Consider the following 8,244-nt stretch of genomic DNA (forward strand, 5'->3'; position numbering starts at 1 on the left):
CGCGCCAGCAGGAGGCGTTCGTCAGATGTCGGTCGGCGGCTGGAAGCTGCTGCAACGGCCCCACCCGCGCGCGGGGTCGTGCTCCGTCACGTACCAACCGCACGTCCCGCACCGTGGCCCCCATGCCTGGGGTGCGGCGCTGGGTTCGGCGATGTACGCGTCTGCGGACTTCCAGGGGAAGCCTCCCGGAGTGAACCTCACGGACTCGTCGGGCATGAGCAGTGCCCAGCCGTCCGGCCAGTCGATTGGGCCCGGGCGCGTGGCTTCGGAAACTGCCTCACGGACGGCTGCTTGCGTCCAGACCTGCGGGACGCGGCCGTGCCCGGTGACGCGGTACGCGTCGGCCGTGATGTACCGCTCCGGGTGGGTGATGATGACGCCGGAGTCGCGGTCCGGCGTGAAAGTGAGTGCTGAATGCCCGTTGGTCTGGCGGTAGATGATCGTTTCGTCGTCTGTGATGGTGGCCTGGCTGGACAGCCAGAATCCGAGTGATCCGCCGAGGAATGCGCGTACCGCGTCGCCGCTGAGGTGAGGCTGACCGTATCCGGGGGCCTCCCGCACGGGGGTGCCGGTGTCGTCGTGGTGAATGGTCTGGGTGTAGCGCGCATACATCCGCGCGTCGCGGACGACGATGCGTTCGCGGGGCGCGCCGTCGTACCACTGCGGCAGCGGCACAGTCTCCAGCTCTGTACCCGGCAGCGGACTGCCGGGCTGGATCCATCCCGCTTCCTTGTCCGCTCGGCACATGGCGGGCGCGTCACGCACCCACGCGAGGAACTCGCCGAAACCGCCGGCATAGCGGCCGTTGCGCTCGGACACCTCTGCCCAGTAACTGGAGCCGTACCACACGCACCGGGCGGTGAGTTCAGCGATCGTGGTCGGCGTCGGGAATGCACCGGTCAGGTTGATCGTGCGTACGTGGGCATCTTCCACGATGCCCTGGGAAGTGACGGTTACGTCCCACCCGTTCGCCGTCGCTGCCTCGACCAGCGTGCGCGCCCTCGTGGGCAGCTCGGCGGCCACGTCCTTGGTGTCGATGTAGTCCATGCCCTGTCCTTCTGCTGCGAGGTGGGTTGGCGGCGGGTGAGTTGCCGCGCACCCGCAAAATCAATAATACGCCCTTGCGGGGAAGGGTTCAACATCAGTCGGCACTGAAGACACATTCACCGTTGACCGTGATCCGGATCGAGATCGTTCCATCCGGGCTGATCAGGTCGCCGGGTACCTCGCCGGTGTCCAGATGGACGGACACCACCAGGCCTTCACCGCAGCTCCAATAGGCGTAGACCTGGGTTCCGCCGGTCTCCAGGCACGGCAACGTGCCCCGCTGTTTCCGGTGCTGGTGCAGAAACCGTGCACGTCGGTTCAGGGTGGTCGCTCGGCGCTTGCTCAGTCGCATAGCTGTGCTTCCTCTGAGGAATTCTGGGAGGCGGCCGGTGCCGTGGGCGCCCGGCCATGGGGTGATCAGGCGGTGGGGGCGGTGTGGTGACGGTCAGGCCGGCGGCGACGGCGGCAATGAACCCGGTGTCGGGGCGGGCTCCGGCGTGATGTCGCGCGGGTCGGCTGGGATCGCCTCGCCCGCCAGGGCGGCCCGCATCTGCTCGGCCGACATGCGCCCACTCACCTCGTTGTAGGGGAGCGTGTACGTGCTGCCCTTGTGCCGGGTCTCCGCCGTTGCCGCGCGGGTGACCACGCGGCAGCCGCCGACGGCGCCGACGGCGCCGCCGTCAAACGCGGCGTGGATGTGCGGCACGGTCACCGTCTTGGCGTTGACCCGGGTCACCTCGTACCAGGACCCCCGCCACTGCACGAAATCACCCTTGATGAAGTCGGCCCGTCCCCACACTTTGAAGCCGCGCCGCTCCGCCTCCTTGATCGTCTCCGCCCAGTACGTCAGCTCTTCGTCGTACTCGGCCAGACGGCGCGTCAGCTCCTGGTGGCGCGCCTCGGACGGCTCGCGTCGCCACACATCAGCCGTGCGGCCCTTGTCGTCAACGCCGTCGCGCTCCCGCAGAACGCCGCGCCGTTCCGCCTCCAGCTTCTCGATACGGCGCAGCGTGCGCCCCGGGTTCTTCCGGTACCGCTCGTAGGCGTCCGCCGCCGCCGCACGGGATGCCCAGTAGCCCGCGCGCTCGCCCTCGGCGATGCTCTTGCGCATCGCGTTGTGCATGCGCTCCTGGTCCCTGCGGGCGCGCCCTTCCGAATGGTGGCCCTCCAGGATCGGCTGACCCATCCAGAACCGTTCGCCGATCCGGTCCGAGGCTTCCCGCGCCGACTGCGAGGATGCCGCCGCACGTCCAGACCGGCCCGCGTACCGCTCCGTCCGCTCCTCGGCCGCATCCACGCGGGCGGCCTCCCGCTCGGCGAACGACATGGTTTCTTCGATCACCACAGCGCATGACAGGCCGAGTGCGCGCACCGCGTCTGCGGCCCGGTTGATCTTCCACCGGTCGGCGCCCTTGTAGCGGCTGCCACGGATGAAGATCCCCGGGTTACGTCGGTAGGTCCAGCCCAGCGGGCGCAACGCTTCCCACACCCCGTCACCCTTGGCGGAGCCCTCCACGGTGGTGCCGTCTTCGTGGGTGTGCCGGATGACGATGTCGGCTGCCTCGGCCTCCTCCTCCGCCTCCGCGACGTCCCCGGGCAGGGTGAGCGCGCGCAGTGCCGCCGGTGAGTGTCCCATGACCCGTGCGGCGCACTCGGCGCAGCGCAGAGCACAGCCGGGCACGTCCCACAGCAGCACCCCAAACCCGCCACATGTGTTCGCCGCCGCGCAGTCACCGCGCCCGGCAGGCTTCGCCCAGTCGATCGGCATAACCGCCACAGCTGCCGCAACGGGGGCCGGGGTGTCGACGTCCGGCACCGTGCCGCCCTCTGCCTCCCACACGTCCGCCCCGGACGGGTCGAACACCACGTCAACCGCCTGCGCGGGCAGCTCGTCACGGGTTGCCGGCGGGAGGAGCTCTCCGTCATCATCCCGCGCGAGCGCTCCGCCCTCGCCCTCCCACCCGTCCATGCCGCCGGGGTCGCTCACGCCCTCGGGGGCAGGCGCCGAGCTGCTCAGCGCGACCCGTGCGAGCGTGCCCGGCTCCGCCGCATGCTGCACCGTCGCCAACATCGACGGATCTTGGTGCTTGCCCGACCGGCCCACCCGGACCGGCGCCGACCACAACGGGGTGCCCTTGCCCGTCACCCGCCGACCCGTAACCCACACCGCCGAACGGTCCTCACGGAACGCCCCGCAGTCCCACACCGCGAGCAACTCATAGGCGAGCGGCTCACCGTCCTTGACCGCGACACCGGCGACGCGCACCGCGACCGTGCCCCCGTCAGTGCTGCGCTGCATGGCCACCGTCCACCCGTTGGCCATGGCCGTTTCCGCGAACGACACGGCAGCCATGGGCAGCCACACCCCGGGGGCCGCCTCAGTCTCCGCCACGACATCCCCCACCGTGTCCCACGTGGCGAGCGTCTCGGTATCCAGCGGCGAACCCTCCGCCGGAACCTTCGGAGCCTTCCATGGCTTGACGTCCAGCCCCTTGACCGAGGCGGACGCCTGCCCCTTCTCGACCCCGGCCGTACGGCCGTGCGTCTTCTTCGACGGGAGGTCACGGCCGATCAGCGCGCGGCCCTCATCCCGCGCGGCCACGGCATCGGCCAACAGGTCGACGAATGCCCGACGCTGCTCGTTCGCTTCCCCGTGCCTCACGTCCGGGTTCACGTCGACGTCTGCGGGAATCTCGAACGTCACCGCCGTATCGCCGTCGGCGGACACCCACGCCCCACGACCGGCCGGAACATCCCCGGACACGGCACACGCCAGGAACACACGCGCCGACTCCGACCGGCGCGCCGGTTCCGCCGCCTCCACCTCCAAGCCGGACAGCTCACGCTCACACCGCCGGACCGCATTCCGCGCATGCATCCGCCGCTCATCCGCCGCCCACGACGCCTTACGGGCACGCTCCGACCACCCGCCGGACGTCTCGTAATCCACCACCACCCACTCACCCAGCACACCAGCCGACCGGCGTACTTCCTGGTGAAGGTCGTACGCATCCCGCCGCCACGCCGCGCACGTCTGCGCGTGCTCCTCCGCCACCGTCAGCCGCTCACGCGCCACGATCAGCCGACGGCGCGCGCGCTCCGTCAGCCACGCCCGCGACACCCGCACCGTGCCCTCATAGGGGCCGCGGAACGCCGCCGGGAACACCCCGCCCCCGTTGCCGTGGCAGATCACCGGCAGCACCTCAACCGCGCCCCCGTCGGTCTCCCACCCGTCCACCCCGCCGGGGTCCGACACGACGTCGGGCAACACCGCCGGGGTCTTCTTGACTTCGTTCCCCTCCGCCGGAACGTCCGGTGTCACGCCGCTTCCGGCTGGAGCGTCGCTGGCCGGAGCCTCGGTCTTCTCGGCCGGCCCCTCCCACCCCGGGCGGGTGATGCGCAGCAGGAACGCCGACGCCTGGGGCCGCACCCGCCCAGCAACCGCGCGCGGTTCCGGCGCACGCTCCGCGCACTCCTGAGCCGACGGCACGTCAAGCCCGAACCAGCGCACGACGGCGAGAGAGTCACGCGCTTCCCAACGGGCCGTGTCGACGTCGCCCAGCCCGTACGCGGACTCTGCCCCCTCTGCGCACTCTTCGGCCTCACGGACTGCACCCCGGGCGCTGTCGTACTGCTCGTCCGTCAGCCCGTCCCAATCGATGCGCTGAGCGAACGCACGGACCGTGTCCAGGGCAGCGCGCGCCATGCCGACCGACACGGCTGTCTGTGCATGCTCCTCCGCCTTCTCCGCCGCGCGCTCCGCATGGATGCCGTACACGCGCGCCGTCTCGGCCGTCGCCCGCAGTACCGCCGCCGGACGCTCAGCGATCACGTACGCGATAGCGGCCCCCGTGACCTCACCCCACGTACCGCGTACGTCCCCCGTCGGAAGGGTCACGGTGTGTCCGCCGCCCGACTTGAAATGGAAGCGGAACGGGAACCGCTCACCGCACACGGACAGTTCAGACAGCAGGTCGGAGTGCCGGAACTCCCCCTCGTAACGGTCGCCCAGCGACCGCGCTTCCATCGCTTCCGGCCACTCCTCCGCCGCCCTACGCGCGCGCTCGACTTCCGCCACGGACGGCGACTTACGGTCACGCTTCCGGGGGGCCGAAGTCTCCGCCGCGGTCTCGGCCGGACCGGGCGCCGGAGCGTCCGCCCGGTCCGGCGCGGTCGGCTGTGTGGGGGCGGTGGGCGCCTCGGCGGTCACCAGGTCCGCGACGGCGCGCCATGCGATGCCCTGGACGGCCGTCTGGCCGTAGCGGGTGAGGGTGGCGCCGTCCCAGCGGTGCCCCCGGGCGGTGAGCCGCCACACGCAGCGCAGGACGGTTTCCCCGGCCTCCTGACGGGCGGTGAGCAGCAGCGCGCAGTGTCCGGGCTGCGTCTGGACGGTGGCCGTCCATCCGGCCTCCTCGGCCTGAGCGGTGAGGCGGGCCAGGTTGCGGGGCAGGGCCACCCCTCGGGCGTCCGCCGCGTGGGGCTGCTCGGCGGGCGGGGCGGTGGGCGCCGCACTTCGGCAGGGCCGGGGCTGGCTGCCTGGGCGGGGCGCTCGTGCTGCTGGCGGGGCGCGTGGTCGCGGTCATGTCGGGTCACTCCTGGTCGGGTTGGTGCCGGGTGAGTTGCCGCTCACACCGGGAGGCAGGGCAGGGCAGGCAGGGGCGTTCGCCGGGGCCGGTCGGGCGACCGGCCCCGGCGGGTGGTGCTCAGTTGCGGCGGTTCGGGGGCCGGTTGTCCCGGGGCGCGGTGCGGCTGGCGCTCTCGCCGTCCGTCTGGGCCTGGTCCGGGCGGGGCACCCGCTCGGCCTGCCGGTACTCCACTCCCGGTTCCGGGGCCACCGGCGCGCCGGTGACGTGGTCGACGGTGTACGCCTCCCGGATCTCCCGCGCGGTGAGCGGCCGAAGCCAGAAGTTCCGGACCGTCCAGCCGCGCACCGACTCCGACCCGTTGGGGCCGAAGGTGCGCACGACCAGTCCACCGGAGGCGCACCCGACCATGCCCGCTGCGATCACAGCGCAGACGCGCATGGAGGCTTCCTGGTTGAGGATCAGGGCGTCACCCATCATGGTGAGCTGCTGGCCTTCGATGAGTTCCCCGTGCGGGGTGCGGGCGCTGGCCACCATGTTGTGCGTCCCGTCGCCGAGAACAGCGTTCAGGAGAGACAGGTACGCGTCGGCGGCGCGGTCGAGCAACGCGTGCGCGGTCTCGGCGGCGGTGCTGATCGCCTCGTCCGTCACGTCCTCGCTGGCCGGTGCGGGAGCCCACCGCATCGCGTCCATGCCGAGATCCTCGCTCGGGTCAACGTTCTGCCCTTCGAGGGTCTGCCGGATGTGGTCTCGGTACTCGTTCATGTCCCCTGCCTAGGGTCGGTGAGTTGGCGGCGGGTGAGTTGCCGCTCACCCGCAGAATCAATAATACGCTCTTGCGGGGGGTGATCTCAACCCTCAATCACCCCCCGGACGTGCCGAGTTACGGCGACTCCACCGGCGTCACTGTCGTACGGAAGAACGGGTTCCGGGCGAAGTTGAACCCGACGCGCTTGGTCTCGCTGGTGCTCTCGCGCTTGCCGTAGATCTCGACGTCGGTCAACTCGCCTTCGTCGTACGTCACTTGCAACACCGTGCCTTCCCACACCTCGGGCCACGGGGCGGGCCGGTGCGCGGTCCTCGGGCGCGCGTGGGCGGCCAGGCTCCGGGTGGGACGGCGCTCGACGCGTACCCGCTGCCCCTGGGCGATCGGTCCTGTGGCGGTCATGCTGTCCTCTTCTCTGGTGGCTGCGACTCCGGGAGGGTGGGGCGGCCGGTGGCCGCCCCACCCTGGGCGCGTTACCGCGTCCGGCCTGCCCGCTGCTCCTCGGCGGCTGTCGCCAGTTCGGCGGCCCCGTTGCGGGCGTGGTCGGCGCGTACGCGGGCGGCCACCTCGTCGGCGGACGGCAGCCCGAACCCTCCGTCGCGGGCGAACATGTCGTACGCCTCGCGCCACCCGCGCACCTGGCACTCGACTGCCGCGCGCGACGCACACGCGATCGTCAGACCTCCGACGGTGACGGACAGTGCGCCGATCCCGTCGGGGCTCACTGCGGCGCTGCGGGCCCGGACCTTGGCGCGGCGGGGCGCATCGTCCAGGATCACAAACGAATTGATGGTGAGTTCAGGCTCGCGCAATTCTCCCGCGTCTACCTGCTCGGGAAAGATCCGGTCGAGCATTTCGGCGGCCTCGCACCAGCCTTCCCACCAAACGCGCGCGCCGGTAGGGTGCCGGAATTCGATGATTGCCGTGGGGATCTTCAGAAGGGGAATGAGCGTCAGACCGATGGATGTGTCGGTCTCGTGCTCTCCAGCAAGGTGAATCGTGAGTCGGCTTACCGCGTCAACGGTGTCCGCTTCCGTGTTCAAGGGGGCTCCTCGTGTTGGTGATTGAGACTGAGTCAGGTTGCCGCCTGACTGCAAAATCAATAGTACACTCTCCGGTCTGGGGAAGCACCCGAAACGCCGAACCTTGCGACTTCTCTTGCGACTTCTCTTGCGGCTACTCCTGCGCCTTCTCTTGCGACTTCTCTTGCGCGAGCCTCTCCGGGACGGGCGACGTATCCACAGGTCAACCAAGGGTTCCGCGCGTGGTCGGGGGTCTGACATCCCCTCTGCTGCCACTTTTCCCACCCCGGTTGAAGGATGAGTGAGGTATGGGTGTGGGGGGCGGTGGTCGGCGGCTTCGGGGATTGGGGGCGGCCTGGTGTTGGTCGCGCGACGGCGGGGCCGTCGCGCTGTCGGGCCGTGCGGCCCCTGGCTGTGGTGCGTGCTGGTGTGGGGTGGTGGCTGGCTGGCGGGGCGGCCAGGGACGGGGTACCGGTGTCCAGCTCTCTCCGGTCTCTCCTCCTCCGTCTCCTCCTGCCGGAGGCAGCCTCAACCCTCCACCCCCACACCCCGGGGAGTCAGGGCCCCGGAGGGGCCCTATTTCCCTTCTCTCGTATTCCGTGGTTTACTTATCTCCACGGAATACAATCAAATACCCTCGTTTTCAAGGGAATCGGAGATTCCCTAAACTCCCACCAGGGAAACGGATATGACGAACCCTCAACCAACACACCATCACCCCACAAACAAAACCAGCCCATTCACGTTCCGGAGGAACACCCACACCGCATTTCGCTGTTCGTTCCGGAGGAACGCACGTTATGGAATGGCCGGAGGCTAATTCCAT

The 8,244-nt window shown here is 70.1% G+C and carries 6 protein-coding genes; all 6 read right to left on the bottom strand.

Annotated elements, in window-relative coordinates; all coding sequences use genetic code 11:
- Window positions 1–21 precede the first annotated feature (21 nt).
- Window positions 22–1,047: a hypothetical protein gene (locus E4N62_RS25270; protein ID WP_230218088.1), complete on the bottom strand. Its 1,026-nt coding sequence runs from the start codon at window positions 1,045–1,047 to the stop codon at window positions 22–24.
- 94 nt (window positions 1,048–1,141) lie between these two features.
- Window positions 1,142–1,399 carry a hypothetical protein gene (locus E4N62_RS25275; RefSeq protein WP_059084984.1) on the bottom strand — a complete coding sequence of 86 codons (258 nt, stop codon included), beginning with the start codon at window positions 1,397–1,399 and terminating at the stop codon, window positions 1,142–1,144.
- 93 nt (window positions 1,400–1,492) lie between these two features.
- Window positions 1,493–5,503 carry a DUF3560 domain-containing protein gene (locus E4N62_RS25280; protein ID WP_230218096.1) on the bottom strand — a complete coding sequence of 1,337 codons (4,011 nt, stop codon included), beginning with the start codon at window positions 5,501–5,503 and terminating at the stop codon, window positions 1,493–1,495.
- A gap of 247 nt (window positions 5,504–5,750) precedes the next feature.
- Window positions 5,751–6,395: a hypothetical protein gene (locus E4N62_RS25285; protein ID WP_159056182.1), complete on the bottom strand. Its 645-nt coding sequence runs from the start codon at window positions 6,393–6,395 to the stop codon at window positions 5,751–5,753.
- Between the two features lie 118 nt (window positions 6,396–6,513).
- Window positions 6,514–6,798 (bottom strand): hypothetical protein, encoded by a 285-nt coding sequence (locus tag E4N62_RS25290; RefSeq protein ID WP_230218098.1) that lies wholly within the window; start codon window positions 6,796–6,798, stop codon window positions 6,514–6,516.
- Between the two features lie 71 nt (window positions 6,799–6,869).
- Window positions 6,870–7,439 (bottom strand): hypothetical protein, encoded by a 570-nt coding sequence (locus tag E4N62_RS25295; protein ID WP_230218100.1) that lies wholly within the window; start codon window positions 7,437–7,439, stop codon window positions 6,870–6,872.
- Window positions 7,440–8,244 lie beyond the last annotated feature (805 nt).

It is taken from the genome of Streptomyces sp. MNU76 (assembly GCF_020982545.1).
GTDB lineage: Bacteria > Actinomycetota > Actinomycetes > Streptomycetales > Streptomycetaceae > Streptomyces.

Coding starts and splice junctions, on each gene's coding strand:
- E4N62_RS25270 (WP_230218088.1), bottom strand. CDS start 1,047: ATGGACTACATCGACACCAAGGACGTGGCCGCCGAGCTGCCCACGAGG.
- E4N62_RS25275 (WP_059084984.1), bottom strand. CDS start 1,399: ATGCGACTGAGCAAGCGCCGAGCGACCACCCTGAACCGACGTGCACGG.
- E4N62_RS25285 (WP_159056182.1), bottom strand. CDS start 6,395: ATGAACGAGTACCGAGACCACATCCGGCAGACCCTCGAAGGGCAGAAC.
- E4N62_RS25290 (WP_230218098.1), bottom strand. CDS start 6,798: ATGACCGCCACAGGACCGATCGCCCAGGGGCAGCGGGTACGCGTCGAG.